The sequence below is a fragment of the Streptomyces sp. NPDC111606 genome (assembly GCF_055656945.1).
On sequence record NZ_JBVKBY010000013.1, the window covers coordinates 76,511 to 92,136 of the forward strand.

Genomic DNA, 15,626 nt, shown 5'->3' on the forward strand with positions numbered 1-15,626 from the left:
GGGTCGCAACGATATGCACAGAGGTTGACCGCAGAGAGGTTGGAGGCCTCGCATGACTCCCGGGAGCCGGAAAGTCGCCGTAGTCGGGGTGTCCCTCTCCGACTGCGGCAGGGTGGACGACGCGACCCCGTACGCCCTGCACGCGCAGGCGGCCCGCCGCGCCCTGGCCGACGCGGGGCTCGGCCGGGAGGTGGTGGACGGCTTCGCGTCCGCCGGGCTCGGCACCCTCGCCCCCGTCGAGGTGGCCGAGTATCTGGGGCTGCGCCCCACCTGGGTCGACTCCACCTCCGTCGGCGGCTCCACCTGGGAGGTGATGGCCGCCCACGCGGCGGACGCGATAGCGAGGGGGCACGCGAACGCCGTCCTCCTCGTCTACGGCTCGACGGCCCGCGCCGACATCAGGGCGGGCCGGCGGACGGGGAACCTGTCCTTCGGCTCCCGGGGCCCCCTGCAGTTCGAGGTGCCGTACGGTCACACGCTCATCGCCAAGTACGCCATGGCCGCCCGCCGCCACATGATCGAACACGGCACGACCATCGAGCAGTTGGCGGAGGTCGCCGTCCAGGCGAGGGCCAATGCGGCCCTGAACCCGGACGCGATGTTCCGCGACCCGATCACCGTCGACGACGTCCTGGACGGGCCGGTGATCGCGGACCCCTTCACCAAGCTGCACTGCTGCATCCGCTCCGACGGCGGGGCGGCGGTGTTGCTGGCGGCCGAGGAGTTCGTACGGGACTGCCGTACGGCTCCGGTGTGGGTGCTCGGCACCGGGGAGCACGTCTCGCACGCGGCGATGTCCGAGTGGCCCGACTTCACGGTGGGCCCGGCGGCGGTCAGCGGACGCCTCGCCTTCGAGCGGGCCGGGGTGCGCCCGGAGGAGATCGACTTCGCCGAGATCTACGACGCGTTCACCTACATGACCCTCGTGACGCTGGAGGACCTCGGCTTCTGCGGGAAGGGCGAGGGCGGCGCGTTCGTGGAGAAGGGGCGGCTGCTGGTGCGGGGCGGGGAACTTCCGGTCAACACGGACGGGGGCGGCCTTTCGGCCCAGCACCCCGGGATGCGGGGGCTGTTCCTGCTGGTGGAGGCGGTGCGGCAGCTGCGGGGCGAGGGCGGGGAGCGTCAGGTGCGCGGGCGGGGCGGGGCGTTGCCCCGTCTGGGTGTCGCTTCGGCGACCGGGGGATGGTTCTGCTCGTCGGGGACGTTGGTACTGGGGAGGGATTGAGCCGATCGAGAGGACTGCAGGCATGGCCCTGACCCGAGAAGAACGCGAACAGTTCCTTGCCGAGCCCCATGTCGCCGCGCTGTCCGTCGACGCGGGCGCGGGGCGCGCTCCACTGACCGTGCCGGTCTGGTACCAGTACGAGCCCGGCGGCAACGTATGGGTCCTGACCGGGCTGGATTCCCGGAAGAACCAGCTGATCCAGGCGTCCGGCCGGTTCACCCTGATGGTCGACCGCGTCGAACCCACCGTCCGGTACGCGTCGGTCGAGGGCCCGGTCATCGAGACCACCCCCGCCACCCTGGAACAGCTCCGGGAGGTCTCGGCCCGCTATCTCCCGGCCGACAAGGTCGACGGCTATGTCGACTTCGCCTGGAAGAACCACGGCGAGCAGATCGTCATCCACATGCGACCCGAACGCTGGGTGTCGTCCGACCTCGGTCAGCTGTGAGCCGGTGCGGCCGCCGCGGCACGTGACAATCGATGCATGGGAGATGACCTTCTTCATGAGCTGCTGAGGTCGCTGCGGGTGTGGGACCCGGCGGTCACCGAGCTGCCTGCCTTCGACCCGGCCACCGCACCCGCCGACCCGCTCGCCCTGTTCACGGCCTGGTTCGCCGAGGCGGTGGCGGCGGGGCAGGTGGAACCGCACACCATGTCCCTCGCCACGGCCGGCGAGGACGGCCTGCCGGACGTACGGACGGTGATGCTGCACGGCGCGGACGCCTCCGGCTGGTCCTTCGCGACCCACGTCGACAGCCGCAAGGGCCGCCAGCTGACGGCCCGCCCGTACGCGGCACTCGGCTTCTACTGGCCCGCCCAGGGCCGCCAGGTGCGGGTGCGGGGCCCGGTGTCGGCCGCCCCCGCCCAGGACGGCCAGGCCGACCTGCACGCCCGCTCGACCGGCGCGCTGGCGGCGGCACTGACCGGCCGCCAGAGCCAGGTCCTTGGGTCACTGGAGGAGTTGGCGCGGGCCTCCGAGTCGGCCTGGGAACGGGCCGGACGCGAGCCCGACGCTCCCGTGCCGACGTGGACGCTGTTCCACCTGCGCCCCGACGAGGTGGAGTTCTTCCAGGGCGACGCGCGGCGTCGGCATGTGCGGCTCGACTACCGGCGCGGGGAGGACGGTTGGGTGAGGGAGCTGCTCTGGCCCTAGCGGTCGGCGTCAGTCGGGGAGCCGGATCCCGTTGACGGCGGTGTCGAACACCGGGCGGTACTCGTCCCACTGCGCGTCCGGTGCGGAGAGGTAGATGGCGTACTGGGTGTTGTCGGCACCGTTGATGGCCAGCTCGACCCCCCGGAAACCGCGCACCCTGCCCTGGAAGGTGAACTCCCAGTACCCGGCGGTCCGGCCACGGAAGGTCGTGCGGCTCATCCTGACCCGCTCGTAGCCCGCGTTGTCGCGCCGCGTCTGGGCCTCTTCGGTGTCGCGCCAGTGCTGGAGCGGGTCGGCCCCCGCGAACTCGACCTCCTCGACCCGCAGGCCGACCAGCCCGGTCGGGTCGATGTAGGCGACCTCACCGGTTTTGGGCACCTTCTGGGCCTTCCAGCCGTCCGGCACGGGCACGGAGAAGTTCTGGCCGGCCTTCACGAGGTGGTACCCGGTGGGAACCGGCGACGGGGAGGCGCTCGGCGCCGGAGAGGTGCCGGACGCGGGCCGGGAAGGGGACCGCGGGGCGTCGTCGTCCGACGACGCGAGACCGCCCCCCGGCCGCAGCAGCACAGCGCCCGTCACGGTGGCGGCGATCACCAGTGCCGAAGCGATCCACAGGGCCGTGCGGCGGCCTCGCTTCCGCCCCGGCGCGGCGTCGGGGGTGGTGGGGGTGACGGGGGTGGTGGGGGTGGTGGGGGTGGTGGGGGCCGCCGTGCGGGTGGCGGGCATCCGCTCCGGTCTCGTCGGCGGATCGAGCGGGGCGGTCGCCTCGCCGGCCACCCGGCTCAGGAGGTGCTCGGCCTCCTTGGCGGCCATGCGCCGGTCGGGCTCCTTCACCAGCAGCCCCTCGATCACCGGGGCCAGGTCCTCGGCGTTGCGCGGAGGGTCGTAGGTGTCGGCGGCGATGGCGTACGCCGTCTCGATCGCCGTGTCCCGGCCGAACGGGGGCCGCCCCTCGACCGCCTCGTACAGCGTCGCCCCGAGCGACCACAGATCGGAGGCGGGGCCGGGCTCGGCGATCCCGCTGCGCAGCCGCTCCGGCGCGAGGTACTGGATCGAACCGACCAGTTCCCCGGTCCTGGTCAGGGAGGGCGATCCGGACTCCACGGCGATCCCGAAGTCCGTGAGGACGATGCGCCCGTCGTTCCCGAGCAGCACGTTGGCGGGCTTGACGTCCCGGTGCAGCACGCCGACGTCGTGCGCGGCGCGCAGGGCGGCGGCCATGCTGCGGCCGATCCGGGCGGCGTCGCCCGGTGGCAGCGTGCCCTGCTTCTTGAGGACGTCGCCCAGCGTGAGCGAGGGGATGTACTCCATGACGATGCACGGCAGGCCCTCGTCGTCGACGACGTCGTGCACGACGATCACATGGGGGTGGGTGATCCGGGCGGCGCTGCGGGCCTCACGGCGAGTGCGCTCGTAGAGCCGCTGGATCTCGTCGTCGTGCAGGTGCGGCGGGACGTGCAGTTTCTTGAGGGCGACGTGCCGGTTGAGCACTTCGTCCTCGGCCCGCCACACGGTGCCCATGCCGCCGCGTCCGACGCGCTCCACCAACCGGTAGCGGTTCGCAATGAGCCGCCCCAGTTCGGACACCCTCCCCAGATCGGACACCGTGAGACCTACTTCTCCCCGTACACCTGAGCACTTTTCGAACAGATTGCAGATGCACCTTAGCGCGCGTGGATTCGACGGCCGGGGACGCCTAGAAGCCCCGGGTCCCCCGGAAGTCGTACGCCGCGAAGTCGGCCACCGCCCGGTACCCGATGCGCTGGTAGAGGCTGTTGCTCGTCTGGTTGCCGAGGTCCGTGAAGAGCAGTACCTCGCGCACTCCGGAGGCGAGCACGGCCCGGCTGACCTGGGCCGTGGCCGCGCCCGCGTAGCCGCGTCCGCGCAGGTGGGCCGGGGTGTAGACGGGGGCGACCCGGACCTGCCCGGCGACCACCGGGGTCACGCCGGCCATGGCGAGGGGGGTGCCGTCCGCGTCCTCCCAGAAGGTGATGCCTCCGTAGGAGATGCGTGAGTCGGCCCATGCGGCGGCGTCACGGGCGGCGTGGTCGCCGACGGCCTCGATGAACTCGCCGTACCAGCGCGTCAGTTGCTCCCGGTCCTCCTTGCCCGCGACCCGTGCCCGGCCCGCCGGGAGGGGCTGCGGCAGGGCCAGGTTGCCGAGTCGGTACAGGCGTTGGCTCTGGCTGACCGAGGCCCTGCCGCCCGCGTGCCGGCGCCAGGCGGTGGCGAAGGCCTCGGCGGTCTCGCGGGCCGCGATGACGCCGGGGACCGAGTGGCCGAGGGCGACCAGGTGGGCGGCGAGGGAGTCGGCCTCGTCGGGGGTGAGCGGGGTGACGTTCAGCCGGTAGGGCGGGGTGCGGAAATAGGCGGCCCGTACCTGCCCGCCCACCTCCAGCACCCCGAAGACCGGCGCCTCGTCACCGTACGCACGCAACCCGCTGGTGCGCAGCGTCTCGGTCACCGTCAGGACGACGGTGTGCAGATCGGGGCGTGAGCGCAGAAAGCCACCGGCGTGGGCGAGGAAGCCGGTGAGATCCTGGGTGCAGTACCAGTCGTCCGGGCGCATACCTCATGATCCCGCGACGCGGCACCGAGTGTGCACCCTTTTCCGCTTTGACATCCTCCCCCTCTCAAAAGAGGGGGATTCCAACCCAGGCGGGTTGAGGTTCACGGGCGCTCGAACGGCCGGTGGCCGTTGTCACCCCTCCGGCACCGGCTGTTCGCCGGGGGCGGGGGACCCCGCCCTGTCCTGCCGCGACGTTGATGCTTGCGTTGGTGTCCGCGTTGCAGGTGAAGCCGCACGATACGCACTGGAAGTCGGCTTGGCTCTTGCGCGACTTCTTCTCGATCCATCCGCAGGCACTGCACCGCAGAGAGGTGTAGGGGGCGGGAACGTCTTCGACCCGGCCGGGTGCCTTGTGCCCGGTGCGCTGCCGCAGCAGGCCCCAGCCCTGAGCGAGGATGCCCCGGTTGAGCCCGGCTTTCTGGCCCACGTTCTTGCCGGGCTGCTCGACGGTTCCTTTTGCCGAGCGGGTCATGTTCTTGATGTTCAGCTTCTCGAACCGGATCAGGTCGCATGTGCGGGCGAGCATGGTGCTGGTCTTCTCGCACCAGTCCTTACGCCGGTTCGCCTCCCTGGCTTTAAGCCTGGCGGCCTTCGCATACTCGGCCGTCTTTTCGGGGCTGCCTTTCTTCGCCCGTGCTGCGCGCCGCTGGTGCTTGCGGATCTGAGCGCGTTCCTTGACGGTGAGCTGCGGGCAGTTCAGCGTGCGGCCGTCCGACATGGCGGCCGTAATGGTCACGCCCCGGTCGATGCCGATGACCTCGCCCGTGCCGGGTGCGGGAATCGACTCAGGGATGACGGCGAAGGCGATGTGCCACTGCCCGTTGCGGAAGGTGACCCGGAACGTCTTTGCGTCGGGCAGATGCGCGCCCTTGTCCCTGACGCTGAGCCGGAAACGCACCCAGCCGCAGCCGGGCACCTTGACCTGTGCCCACCGCCGGTTCAGCTTCTGCACCACGACGGACCGGTTCATGACCTGCTTGCCGCTCTTCGCGTTCAGCTTCGCCGTGCCGTCCTCGTTGTGCTCAGGCACCCGGTCGGTGCCGATGACCCGGAAGCCCTCGTGACGAAACTTCTTGCGCCAGGTCGGCTCACCGAACCCGGAGGTGAAGCGGGCGTTCTTGGCCTTGCCGAAGTCCTTGAGCGCCTGCTGCTGCACATCAGCGTTCCCCGCGGCCAGCCACTCGCTCTCGCGCCGGGCCTCGGTGAGCTGGCGGCACTGCTCCTCGAAGCCAGGCGCCGGCTTGCGCCACCTGCGCCAGTGCGCGTGCTGCTCGACGTCGAGGTTCCACACGTACCGGGCGTGCGCGCAGTGCGTGAGCATCTGCTCTGCCTGCGCGGGCGTCGGATACATCCGGAAACGCGACATGCCGCGAACCTAGCCCGCGCGTTCCCCAACCGTGCACGCCATCGATCAACACCACCCGTCCGAGTGACGGCTCCCGGCCGCCACCCCGCCCCACCGAGCCCTCAACTCCGAGTTGGTACACCCGCTTGAGGTCGGCCTCAGCGCCGTCTGGCCCAAGACACCGAGTCGCTCTGGCGGCGATTCGTCTTCCCCGGCCCCCCTACGCGGGAACGGGCATACACCCTGGCCCCGAAGGATTGGGCACCCTGCCCGGAAAGAACGGTGGACACCGAGCCGACACAAGACCCCACTCCCAGATGGGCCTACAGGACGTCCGGGGCGGCATCGGGGTCCGTTTGCGGGTCCGGGTCCGACGCTAGGCGGGCATGCAGATGTACGTCCCGGTAGGCATCCTGCCTCCCCGCCTCCCACATCGCGCCCCGCAGGGTCCCCTCGTACCGGAAGCCGCCGCGCTCGGCGATACGGCAGGAGGACTCGTGCCCGACGGCATGGCCGAGTTCGAGCCGGTACAGGCCCAGGCCCGGCTCGGCGAGGGCCCACCGGGTGACGAGGGAGAGCGCGTGGGTGGCGACACGGCGGCCACGGGCCTCGGGGAGAACCCAGTAGCCGACGCGGGCGGAGCGCATGACCCGGTCGATGACGTTGACGCCGATGTGCCCGAAGGGGGTACCGGTCGACGCGTCGGTGACGCAGTACGACACGGAGGTGCCCTCCCGCGTACTCCGTGCCGTGTCGCGGAGGGATTCCAGGGCGCTGTCGGGGTCGGTCCCGATGCTCAACGGGGTGTTCCAGCGCCGGAACTCCGGGTCGCTGCGGCCCCGGAACCAGGTCGCGGCGTCGGCCTCGGACTCCGGGTCCCAGGGGCGCAGGCGCAGGCCGTGGCCGTGCAGGTCGGGGTGGGGGTGCGGGTGGCTGGTGGGGCGTATGTCGGCGTGAGGCATGCGGCCATTGAACCCCGCGCCGGTCAGCCGGCAGCGCGGAACACCGGCACCCCGTCCCGGAAGACGACCGACAGCTCCATCCCGGCCCGCAGCCGTCCGACGTCCCCGCACTCCACGACCTCGGTCATCATCCGCGGCCCCTCGGCGAGATCGACGACGGCGGCGACGTACGGCGTCCGCTCCCCGAAGGGCGGCAGGTCGTTGCGGTGGACGACGGACCAGGTGTAGAGCGTGGCCCGACCGCCGGCTTCCTCCCACGTCACGTCGTCACTCCAGCAGTGGGGGCAGAACTCGCGGGGGTAGTGGTGGGCGCGTGCGCAGGCGCGGCACCTCCGGATGAGCAACTGCCCCTGCGCTGCGGCGTCCCAGTAGGTGCGGGTGAAGGCGTCGGCCTCGGGGAGGTCGTATCGCTGCCCGCTCATCGGAGCTCCCTCATCAGAACAACCCCAGCGCGCCGTCCACCGACCACGACTGCCATGACATCCCGAACAGCGCGACCACCGAGATCAGCGCCATCATCGAGTTCTGCCCCTGCTCCCCCCAGTCGTGGATCATGAGGGTGAAGTAGAGGACGTTGAGCAGCAGCCCGCCGACGAGGGCGATCGGGGTCAGGAACCCGAGGATGAGCCCGAGCCCGAGGGCGAGTTCCGCGTACAGCACGACGTACGCCATCGTCCGCGGCCGGGGTGTCACGACGGCCCCGAAGCCGGACCGTACGGCGTTCCAGCGGTGCTTGGCCGCCACCTCCGCCGCCCAGGAGATCCCCGCCCCCTCGAACCAGCTCTTCTTGTCCTTGTGCCGCCAGCTCTCCAGCCACCACAGCCCGAGGCCTATTCGGAGCACGGCCAGCCATTCCGCACCTGTGAGCCAGATCGCGTCCATGGATCTGACGGTACGTCAGATTGGAGGAGCCTGACAATCGCCTGTGCATCCCGGATGAGTCCCGCGGATTGTTGGCAATCTTGTCCACAGTCCGGCTAGGTTCGCAGACGCAAGCCGAGGACACCGAGTGAGCCGAGGGAGCCGGACGTGAGGCACAGGGCAGTCAAGCGCAGGAGCGTGGTCATGGGGATCGGGGCGACCGCCGGGGTCGCGGCGGTCGGGGGCGTCGCCCTGACCGCGCAGGCGTCGAGCGCGTCGAGCGGCACGAGCGGCACGAGCGCGCCGGGGTCCTCGGGGTCGTCCTCGTCCGACGCCCTGCTCTTCGACAAGGACGCCTACTCGACCCTGACGACGACCATCACCGACGCCGACGGGGCCGAGCACGAGGTGGAGTACCACTTCCACAAGGCGATCACCTACGTCGCGAAGCCGGTCGACGAGAAGTACCAGAGCCTGAACGTGAGCGTCCCCGTGAAGATCGACGGTACGGCCGTCGACGCCACACGCGCCCCGATCCTGTTCGCCAACTCGGTCGGCGGCTACATGCCGTCGTCGGTCGCGGACGCGACGGGCGTGGGCGGGGGCGGCATGACCGGCATGCCGGGCGGCGGCACGCCTAGCGCCTCCGCGTCGCCGAGCGCCTCCGCGTCGGCCTCGGGCGAGGTCGCCTCGGGCGGCAACGGCATGGTGAACGCCCAGGGCGGGATGGTCAGCCTCCCCAAGCTGGCGCTCGCGGCCGGCTACGTCGTCGTCGAGCCCGGCGCCCGCGGCCGTACGCTCAAGAACTCCGCCGGCGAGTACTACGGCGTCGCCCCCGCGGCCATCGTGGACCTCAAGGCCGCCGTCCGGTACGTGCGGTTCAACGAGGGCCGCATACCCGGCAACGTCGACCGCATCGTCTCCTCCGGCACCAGCGCGGGCGGCGCCCTGTCCTCCCTGCTCGGCGCGTCCGGCGACAGCCCGCTCTACGACAAGTACCTCAAGGAGATCGGCGCGGCAGACGCGAGCGACGCCATCTTCGCGACCGGCGCCTGGTGCCCGATCACCGACCTGGAGCACGCCGACGGCGCCTACGAGTGGAACTGGGGCTCCAACGCCACGAGTTCCGGCTCCAAGGTCGACCGGACGGTGTCGAAGGAGCTGCGGTCGCAGTTCGCCGAGTACCAGGCGTCCCTGAAGCTGCGGGGCCTCGGCGGCTTCGGCACGCTCACGGCCCGCAACTACGACGAGTACCTGGTGAAGCAGTACCTGGAGCCGTCGGCGACCACATACCTGGCGGCCCTGTCGGACGCGGACCGCGAGTCGTACCTCTCCTCCAACCCCTTCATCACCTGGTCCGGCGGCAAGGCGGCCTTCTCCTGGGCCGACTTCCTCACCCACGTCGGCGCCCGCAAGAAGACCACGCCGGCCTTCGACGCCTTCGACCTGTCGACGGGCGAGAACAACCTGTTCGGCCTCGGCACCACCCAGGCCCGCCACTTCACGGCCTACGGCGCCAAGAACGACACCACGGGCCTGAGCAGCAAGCGGGTGGCGAGCGACCTCCCCGCCTCGTTGCGCCTGATGAACCCGATGCCCTACCTGGTCTCGAAGCCCAACCCACACCGCACCAAGCACTGGTGGATCCGCCTCGGCACCAACGACTCCGACACCTCCCACACCGTCTCCGCCAACCTCGCCGCCGCCGCACACACCCTCGGCGACGACGTGAGCCACCTCTACTACTGGGACGAGGGCCACGGCGCCAACGCGGACCCCGGCGACTTCATCAAGTGGATCGCCAGGATCAGCGGCCACAAGACCGAGCGAGCCGCCGGGTAGCCCCCGGGGCAACGCTGTCGAGGCCGAGCAGCCGGCCCCTCAGAACGCGGTACCGGTCTCCCGTCATGACTCCGGCCACCGCCCCAGGACGCCGAGTTCCCGCCCACCTGCGGGGCCCGGCGTCCTGCCATTCCGCCCCCACCCCGACCCCCACCTCACCCCCACAACCAGGAGACCTACGCCACAGATCCCACCCACCCCTCCTACAGCCGTGATCGATCCGCAACCAATTCCGGGCTTGACCGAGACCCATCAACCGGCTGCGTGATTACGCTCCCGAACATGGCCGACTCCATAGCGTCCCCGACCCCCACGGACCGCCCCGTCTACATCATCGGCGGCGGCCCCGGCGGACTCTCCGTCGCGCACGCGCTGCGCGCCCGGGGACTGCGTGCGGTGGTGCTGGAGAAGTCGGACCAGGTCGGCGCCTCCTGGCGGCGCCACTACGACCGCCTCCATCTGCACACCACCCGACGGCTGTCGGGCCTGCCCGGGCTGCCGATACCGCGTCGGTTCGGGCGCTGGGTGTCCCGGGACGACGTGTCGCGCTACCTGGAGAAGTACGCGGAGTTCCACGACCTGGAGATCGTCACCGGCGTCGAGGTCTCCCGCGTCGAGCCCGCCGCCGACGGCTCCGGCTGGCTGCTGCACGCCACCGGCGGCCGTGAACTGACCGGCGCCGCCGTCGTCGTGGCCACCGGCCACAACCACACCCCGCGCATCCCGGACTGGCCCGGCCTGGACACCTACAGCGGCGAGTTCCGGCACGCCGGCGACTACCGCAACCCGGCGCCCTACGCCGACCGCGACGTCCTGGTCGTCGGTATCGGCAACACCGGTGCCGAGATCGCCGTGGACCTGGTGGAGGGCGGCGCCTCGCGGGTGCGGCTGGCCGTGCGTACGGTGCCGCACATCGTGCGCCGCTCCACCGCCGGGTGGCCCGCCCAGCGCACCAGCATCCTCGTACGACGGCTGCCGGTCGGGCTCGTCGACCGGCTCGCCAGGCCCGTGGCGAAGCTGAGCGTGCCGGACCTGTCGGCCCAGGGGCTGCCGCGCCCCGACACCGGGCTCTACAGCCGGGTCAAGGAAGGCGCGATCCCGGTCCTCGACGTCGGCCTCATCAACGCCGTACGCAAGGGCCGCATCGAGATCGTGGCCGCCGTCGACGGCTTCGAGGACGGGAAGGTCCTCCTCGCCGACGGCACTCGCGTCTCGCCGGACGCCGTCATCGCGGCCACCGGTTACGTGCGCGCCCTGGAGGGCCTCGTGGGCCACCTCGACGTCCTCGACGCCCGCGGCAGGCCGGTCGTCCAGGGCGCCCGCACCCCCGCCGGCGCCCCCGGCCTGTACTTCACCGGCTACACCAACCCCATCAGCGGCAACCTCCGCGAAATGGCGATCGACGCGCAGAAGATCGCGAAGGCCGTCGCCCGCGGCGCTGACGGTGACAGGGACGGCGGCGGACAGGTCTCCCGGCTGCCGGTCTGACCCCGCGCCCTGCCCCTCCTTCCCTTCGCCCACCTCAACTCCCTTACCCATATCCCGCGTTACTTGAGAGTCAGAAGTGACGCAAGGGCTGTACCGCGCCACCGCACGGAGCCAGAATGTGAGCCCTGTTCACCTTTCCGGCTCCACTCCCTCTCGCTACGACGGAGGACGCACGTGGCAAGCGAAAGACAACTCCCCCGGGTCGCCCGGACTCCCGGGGCTTCCCGGACCTCCGGGGCTTCCCGGACCTCCCGGGTTTCCCGGACTTCCTCAGCCCCCAAGGCCCCCGAGGCCCTCAAGACCTCCAAGCTCTCCCGGCGTTCCCTCCTCGGCGGTGCGGCAGCCGCGGCCGGTGCCGCGACTCTCAGCGCGACCGGCGCCGGCCCCGCCTCCGCGGCCACCCGCGACGTGGATGTCGCGATCGTCGGCGCCGGCCTGGCCGGGCTCACCGCGGCCCGCGATCTGGTGGCGGCCGGCAAGTCGGTCGTCGTCCTGGAGGCCCGCGACCGCGTGGGTGGCCGGGTGATGGGCCTCGACCTGGCGGGCGGCGGCGTCACCGAGGGCGGCGGTGAGTTCATCGGCCCCACCCAGGACCGCATCAAGGCCCTCGCCGACTCCCTCGGCGTGCAGACCTTCACCACCTACAACACCGGCAACAACCTCCTCCACAAGGACGGCAGGAAGACCCCCTACGCCACCGACGGCATCCTCGGCGCGGTCCCGCCCATCGACGCGGCCGGCCTCGCCAACGCCGCGATCGTGCAGGCCACGCTCAACGACCTGGCCAAGAAGATCCCGGTCGACGCGCCCTGGACGGCGGCGAAGGCCGACGAGTGGGACCGGCAGACCTTCGAGACCTGGCTGCGCGCCAACGCGGTCATCCCGTCGGCCAAGTTCCTCTTCGACGTGGCCTGTACGTCGATCTTCTCGGCCGAGCCCCGTGAACTCTCCTTCCTGTTCGTCCTCTTCTACATCGCCGCCGCCGGCAACGCGTCGACCCCCGGCACCCTGGAACGCCTCACCGAGACCGCGAACGGCGCCCAGGAACTGCGCTTCGTCGGCGGCTCGCAACTGGTACCGGTCAAACTCGCCGCCACGCTCGGCGACCGCGTGGTGCTGAGCGCCCCGGTGCGCACGATCGCCCGGTCCGGCGGCAGTTACGTCGTCACGGCCGACGGCATCACCGTCACCGCCAGGAAGGTCGTCGTCGCCGTACCCCCGCCCCTCGCCGCCCGCATCACCTACGCCCCTCTCCTCCCCGCCGCCCGTGACCAGCTCACCCAGCGCCTGCCGATGGCCTCGGTCGGCAAGGCGATCGCGATCTACGACACCCCCTTCTGGCGCGCCGACGGCTTCAACGGCCAGGTCGTCAGCGACACCGGCGTCATCAGCTCCACCTTCGACAACTCCCCGCCCGATGCCTCCTACGGCGCCCTGATGGGCTTCATCGAGGCCGACGAGGCCCGCAAGCTGGACGCGGCGAGCGAGGCGGAGGTCCGGGCGGCCGTACTGAAGGACTACGCGACGTACTTCGGCGAAAAAGCGGCCTCCCCCACCTCCTTCGTGCTGCAACGCTGGAACAACGAGGCCTACACCCGCGGCGGCCCCGTCTCCATCGCCGCTCCCGGCGTCCTGACCCAGTACGGCCCCGCCCTGCGCGCGCCCGTCGGCGGCATCCACTGGGCCGGGACGGAGACCTCCACGCACTGGATGGGCTTCATGGACGGGGCGGTGCGGTCGGGAGAGCGGGCGGCGAAGGAGGTGCTGGCGGTGCTGTGAGCGGGGCCCGCACGCCGGGGCCTCCGACATCGCCGCCCAACTTTGTGTGCACAGCCGTTCCTGACACGGTGTCAGTTCCTTTAATCTGACACTGCGTCAGTTAATCGCTGTCACACAGGAGCGGGCGGACCGATGCTTGGATCAACCCACGGCACCCTCACCACCGACTCCCGCCGGGCCCGGGTCATCGCCTGTGGCGAGCAGCCCGGGCCCGCCGTCCACGGCCGGCCGGCCGAGGTCGACGATCTCGACGTCAGCGGCCGACCGCTGTACTCCGACGTGCCCGATCTGGGCCGCTTCTTCCGGCCGGAATCGGTCGCCGTGATCGGCGCCTCGGACGCCGAGGGCCGGCCGAACACCGGTGTCACCCGCCAGCTGATCGCCTGGTCCGAGCGGGTCGGCGCCCGGCTCCATCCGGTGCATCCGAGCCGTGCTTCCGTGTTCGGCACCCCCTGCTTCCCTTCCGTCGCCGATCTGCCCGAGCAGATCGATCTCGCCGTGCTGCTGGTCGCCGACCCCCTTCCGGTGGTCGAGGAACTGGCCGAGGCCAAGGTGAAGTTCGCTGTCGTCTTCGCCTCCGGGTTCGCGGAGACCGGCGAGGAGGGCGCCGCCGCCCAGGACCGGCTCACCGCCGCCGTCGAACGGTCCGGCATGCGCCTCCTCGGCCCCAACACCAACCTCAACGCCTTCGAGCGGTTCCGGGACGATCTGGAGGGTCCCGCGATCGCCCTGATCACGCAGTCCGGCCACCAGGGCCGCCCGGTCTTCGCCCTCCAGGAGCTCGGCATCCGCCTGACCCACTGGGCGCCCACCGGCAACGAGGCCGACCTGGAGACCGCCGACTTCATCTCCTACTTCTCCGAGCAGCCCGATGTGGGGGCCATCGCCTGCTACGTCGAGGGCCTCAAGGACGGCCGCTCCTTCCTCCTCGCCGCCGATCGCGCCGCCCGCCGCAAGGTGCCCGTCGTGGCCGTGAAGGTGGGCCGCACCGAGACCGGCGCCCGCACGGCCGCCTCACACACCGGCAAGCTGACCGGCGCGGACGCGGTGGTGGACGCGGCGATGCGGCAGTACGGGGTGATCCGGGTCGACGGCCTCGACGAACTCCAGGACACCGCCACCCTGTTGGCCCGCGCGTGTCCGCCCCGCGCCGACGGCGTCGTCGTGTATTCGATCTCGGGCGGCACGGGCGCGCACTTCGCCGACCTGGCGACCGAGGCGGGGCTGCCGCTGCCCGTGCTTTCGGAGGCCAAGCAGACCGAGCTGCACCAGTGGATACCCGAGTACCTGAGCGTGGCCAACCCGGTCGACAACGGCGGGCATCCGGTCGGGGACTGGCGCGGCCGGAAGATCATCGACGCGATCCTCGACGACCCGCAGGTCGGCATCCTGATCTGCCCGGTCACCGGGCCCTTCCCGCCCCTCAGCGACCGGCTCGTCCAGGACCTGGTGGACGCCGCCGAGCGGACGGACAAGCTGGTGTGCGTGGTGTGGGGGTCGCCGGTCGGCACCGAGCCGGCGTACCGCGACGTCCTGCTCGGCTCCTCGCGCGTGGCCACCTTCCGGACGGTGGCGAACTGCATCACCGCCGTCCGCGCCTACCTCGACCACCACCGCTTCGTCACCGGCTACCGCTCCCCCTTCGACGAGGCCCCGCGCATGCCCTCGCCGTCCTTCCGCAAGGCGCAGGCACTGATACGCCCGGGCGAGCAGCTGAGCGAGCACTCGGCGAAGCAGCTGCTGCGGGCGTACGGGATCCGCGTCCCGCGCGAGCAATTGGTGACCAGCGCGGCGGCGGCCGTACGGGCCGCGGGGCTGGTGGGTTACCCGGTGGTGATGAAGGCGTCCGGCGCGCGGATCGCCCACAAGACCGAGCTCGGCCTGGTCAAGATCGGGCTGACCTCCGCCAGCCAGGTCCGGGACGCCTACCGCGAGTTGACGGACATCGCCCGCTACGAGGACGTCTCGCTGGACGGTGTCCTGGTCTGCCAGATGGTCGAGCGGGGCGTCGAGATGGTCGTGGGCGCCACGCACGACGAGCTGTTCGGACCGACTGTGACGGTCGGGCTCGGCGGGGTGCTCGTGGAGGTGCTGGGCGACACCGCGGTACGGGTGCCGCCCTTCGGGGAGGAGCAGGCCCGCGACATGTGCGCCGAACTGCGCGGGCGGGCCCTCCTCGACGGGGTCAGGGGGCGGCCCCCGGCGGACCTCGACGCGCTCGTGGAAGTCGTCCTGCGTGTGCAGCGCATGGCGCTGGAACTCGGGGACGACCTCGCGGAGCTCGACATCAATCCGCTGATGGTGCTGCCCAGGGGGCAGGGCGCGGTGGCGCTGGACGCGCTGGTGGTGTGCCGCTGACATGAACGCCGACCGCATGAGCAGCGACCGCATGAATCCTGAGG

13 protein-coding genes are annotated in these 15,626 nt (G+C 71.3%); 7 read left to right on the top strand and 6 right to left on the bottom strand.

The window, feature by feature from the left end; translation table 11 throughout:
• Positions 1-52: 52 nt before the first annotated feature.
• From ACZ7M7_RS36720 to ACZ7M7_RS36730, 3 genes are read left to right on the top strand one after another with little or no spacing between them, the layout of a single operon-like run.
• A complete protein-coding gene (locus ACZ7M7_RS36720) occupies positions 53-1,225 on the top strand; it encodes a thiolase C-terminal domain-containing protein (RefSeq protein ID WP_383606627.1) in 1,173 nt (390 codons plus the stop codon).
• 22 nt (positions 1,226-1,247) lie between these two features.
• Entirely contained in the window at positions 1,248-1,673 is a 426-nt protein-coding gene (locus ACZ7M7_RS36725) for a pyridoxamine 5'-phosphate oxidase family protein (protein ID WP_383606630.1), read from the top strand.
• A gap of 36 nt (positions 1,674-1,709) precedes the next feature.
• Positions 1,710-2,378, top strand: coding sequence for a pyridoxine/pyridoxamine 5'-phosphate oxidase (locus ACZ7M7_RS36730; RefSeq protein ID WP_472124668.1), 669 nt, complete (start codon positions 1,710-1,712; stop codon positions 2,376-2,378).
• A gap of 9 nt (positions 2,379-2,387) precedes the next feature.
• On the opposite strand, the gene ACZ7M7_RS36735 is transcribed toward ACZ7M7_RS36730, so the two are convergent.
• From ACZ7M7_RS36735 to ACZ7M7_RS36760, 6 genes are all read right to left on the bottom strand, one after another.
• The gene (locus tag ACZ7M7_RS36735) at positions 2,388-3,965 is read right to left on the bottom strand and encodes a serine/threonine-protein kinase (protein WP_472125071.1); all 1,578 of its coding nucleotides are present in this window, start codon (positions 3,963-3,965) and stop codon (positions 2,388-2,390) included.
• A 109-nt stretch (positions 3,966-4,074) separates the two neighbouring features.
• Positions 4,075-4,947 (bottom strand): GNAT family N-acetyltransferase, encoded by an 873-nt coding sequence (locus ACZ7M7_RS36740; protein ID WP_383626851.1) that lies wholly within the window; start codon positions 4,945-4,947, stop codon positions 4,075-4,077.
• Positions 4,948-5,011: 64 nt separating this feature from the next.
• Positions 5,012-6,313 carry an RNA-guided endonuclease InsQ/TnpB family protein gene (locus ACZ7M7_RS36745; protein ID WP_472124671.1) on the bottom strand — a complete coding sequence of 434 codons (1,302 nt, stop codon included), beginning with the start codon at positions 6,311-6,313 and terminating at the stop codon, positions 5,012-5,014.
• A 302-nt stretch (positions 6,314-6,615) separates the two neighbouring features.
• Complete coding sequence (locus ACZ7M7_RS36750; protein ID WP_472124674.1) at positions 6,616-7,254, bottom strand: GNAT family N-acetyltransferase; 639 nt, start codon at positions 7,252-7,254, stop codon at positions 6,616-6,618.
• Positions 7,255-7,277: 23 nt separating this feature from the next.
• Positions 7,278-7,676 carry a Zn-ribbon domain-containing OB-fold protein gene (locus ACZ7M7_RS36755; RefSeq protein ID WP_472124677.1) on the bottom strand — a complete coding sequence of 133 codons (399 nt, stop codon included), beginning with the start codon at positions 7,674-7,676 and terminating at the stop codon, positions 7,278-7,280.
• Positions 7,677-7,689: 13 nt separating this feature from the next.
• Positions 7,690-8,136, bottom strand: coding sequence for a DoxX family protein (locus ACZ7M7_RS36760; protein ID WP_383606645.1), 447 nt, complete (start codon positions 8,134-8,136; stop codon positions 7,690-7,692).
• A 183-nt stretch (positions 8,137-8,319) separates the two neighbouring features.
• Between ACZ7M7_RS36760 and ACZ7M7_RS36765 the strand changes: the two genes are divergently transcribed.
• From ACZ7M7_RS36765 to ACZ7M7_RS36780, 4 genes are all read left to right on the top strand, one after another.
• A complete protein-coding gene (locus ACZ7M7_RS36765) occupies positions 8,320-9,957 on the top strand; it encodes a subtype B tannase (RefSeq protein WP_472125074.1) in 1,638 nt (545 codons plus the stop codon).
• Positions 9,958-10,239: 282 nt separating this feature from the next.
• Entirely contained in the window at positions 10,240-11,445 is a 1,206-nt protein-coding gene (locus tag ACZ7M7_RS36770) for a flavin-containing monooxygenase (protein WP_472124680.1), read from the top strand.
• Between the two features lie 408 nt (positions 11,446-11,853).
• Positions 11,854-13,224, top strand: coding sequence for a flavin monoamine oxidase family protein (locus ACZ7M7_RS36775; RefSeq protein WP_472125077.1), 1,371 nt, complete (start codon positions 11,854-11,856; stop codon positions 13,222-13,224).
• 132 nt (positions 13,225-13,356) lie between these two features.
• On the top strand, positions 13,357-15,582 hold the full coding sequence (locus ACZ7M7_RS36780; RefSeq protein ID WP_472124683.1) for an acetate--CoA ligase family protein: 2,226 nt from the start codon (positions 13,357-13,359) through the stop codon (positions 15,580-15,582).
• Positions 15,583-15,626: the final 44 nt, after the last annotated feature.

Coding starts and splice junctions, on each gene's coding strand:
- ACZ7M7_RS36770 (WP_472124680.1), top strand. CDS start 10,240: ATGGCCGACTCCATAGCGTCCCCGACCCCCACGGACCGCCCCGTCTAC.
- ACZ7M7_RS36765 (WP_472125074.1), top strand. CDS start 8,320: ATGGGGATCGGGGCGACCGCCGGGGTCGCGGCGGTCGGGGGCGTCGCC.
- ACZ7M7_RS36755 (WP_472124677.1), bottom strand. CDS start 7,676: ATGAGCGGGCAGCGATACGACCTCCCCGAGGCCGACGCCTTCACCCGC.
- ACZ7M7_RS36780 (WP_472124683.1), top strand. CDS start 13,357: ATGCTTGGATCAACCCACGGCACCCTCACCACCGACTCCCGCCGGGCC.
- ACZ7M7_RS36730 (WP_472124668.1), top strand. CDS start 1,710: ATGGGAGATGACCTTCTTCATGAGCTGCTGAGGTCGCTGCGGGTGTGG.
- ACZ7M7_RS36725 (WP_383606630.1), top strand. CDS start 1,248: ATGGCCCTGACCCGAGAAGAACGCGAACAGTTCCTTGCCGAGCCCCAT.
- ACZ7M7_RS36745 (WP_472124671.1), bottom strand. CDS start 6,313: ATGTCGCGTTTCCGGATGTATCCGACGCCCGCGCAGGCAGAGCAGATG.
- ACZ7M7_RS36720 (WP_383606627.1), top strand. CDS start 53: ATGACTCCCGGGAGCCGGAAAGTCGCCGTAGTCGGGGTGTCCCTCTCC.
- ACZ7M7_RS36740 (WP_383626851.1), bottom strand. CDS start 4,947: ATGCGCCCGGACGACTGGTACTGCACCCAGGATCTCACCGGCTTCCTC.
- ACZ7M7_RS36760 (WP_383606645.1), bottom strand. CDS start 8,136: ATGGACGCGATCTGGCTCACAGGTGCGGAATGGCTGGCCGTGCTCCGA.
- ACZ7M7_RS36750 (WP_472124674.1), bottom strand. CDS start 7,254: ATGCCTCACGCCGACATACGCCCCACCAGCCACCCGCACCCCCACCCC.